This is a genomic window from Clostridium puniceum (assembly GCF_002006345.1).
In the GTDB taxonomy this organism is placed as follows: domain Bacteria; phylum Bacillota; class Clostridia; order Clostridiales; family Clostridiaceae; genus Clostridium; species Clostridium puniceum.
Map to the genome: position 1 here is coordinate 1 of NZ_LZZM01000102.1, position 1,396 is coordinate 1,396.

General features: G+C 34.2%; 1 protein-coding gene. It reads right to left on the minus strand.

Annotation, left to right across the window (positions count from 1 at the left end; genetic code table 11):
• Nucleotides 1-17: 17 nt before the first annotated feature.
• The gene (locus CLPUN_RS08125) at nucleotides 18-1,196 is read right to left on the minus strand and encodes an IS110 family RNA-guided transposase (protein ID WP_077846803.1); all 1,179 of its coding nucleotides are present in this window, start codon (nucleotides 1,194-1,196) and stop codon (nucleotides 18-20) included.
• Nucleotides 1,197-1,396: the final 200 nt, after the last annotated feature.

Genomic DNA, 1,396 nt, shown 5'->3' on the forward strand with positions numbered 1-1,396 from the left:
CTTGGAAATTTAAGGAATTACATTTGTGGAACAAATGAGGTATTGGTTTTTAAAAGATAAAAAATAACACGTATTAGTTTTTTGGCTACATGGCTCATAGCAATATAATAATGCTTGCCTTCACTTTGTTTCTTTGCAAGATAATCCCCAAAAGTGGAATCGCGCATAGAAACAGTTCTAGATGCTGTTAATATAGCCCAACGTAAGTATGTAGAACCACGTTTAACCATAGGTGTATGTGTAGCATTATATTTTCCGGATTGATATGTTGATGGATCAAGTCCCGAAAAAGCTAAAAGCTTTGCTGAATCAGTGAATCTATCTATATCTCCAATTTCAGCTAGAATTATTGAGGCTAGTGTATAAGAGATTCCAGGAATACTCATTAAAGGAGAGTCTATCTCTATAACAACGTCCTTTATTTGCTTATCTAAAGCATCAATTTCAGTTTGAACAGATTGAATTAACCTAATAGTTTGCTGAAGTTCAAAGGATAAAGAACGTGTGCTAGTGCCAATAGAATTGCTAGCCGCTTCCTTTATTTCAATAGCTTTTGCTCTACCATATTTCCCTTTAGTGGATTTAGCCAGAAGGTTTGTCAATTTAGTTAGATGACAATTGGATATTTCCTTCGGGTTCGGTAACTCCGAGAGGAGAGCATAAACAGAGACTTGATGAATAGACCAAACATACTTGGGTAATTCGGGAAAAATTATATCTATAAGCCTCGTAATTGATAATTTAAGCCTAGATCTATAACCAATTAAGCGATATCTATGTCTAGTTAGTGACTTTAGCTCTTGAATCTGATATGATACAGGTGAATAGGATTTTGTATCATCAGAGAAAAGCATTTTAGCAATAACTAGTGCATCCGTTTTATCGGTTTTAGTTTTCCTAAGGGTTTGAGCTTTACGGAAAAGATTTGTAGCTAAAGGATTGAGAATGGATAGGTGAAAGCCTTTAGCATACAAATAGTTTTGGAGATTAGTGCTATAATGACCTGTTGATTCAAGTCCTATTTTTACGTTAGAAATATCCTTGTCAGGTAGGACGGAAAGTATTGAAGAATAAAGTAATTCAAAGCCTTCACGTGAATTGGATATACGTAAAGAATCATTAATAATAACACCATCCGAATCAATAATGCAGCAATCGTGTTTAGCTTTAGCTACATCAATGCCAATATAAATCATAAGAACAGCTCCTTTTTTAATTTAGTCCGCTATGCTCCACGTAGCTTCATGCTAAATGTATCCTTGCTCTATATAAAACGTCATGCGTTATCTAACTAATTAACAAATAAGCATAAAGCTGTGGTTATATCCTCAGTTGAAATAGTCTAGCTATAGGTGAAAAAACTAATCCACAGCGTCTTATGTTAAGTATAGTAAAA

Bases quoted from the DNA above. Each gene is read 5' to 3' on its own strand.
- CLPUN_RS08125 (WP_077846803.1), bottom strand. From the start codon at position 1,196: ATGATTTATATTGGCATTGATGTAGCTAAAGCTAAACACGATTGCTGC.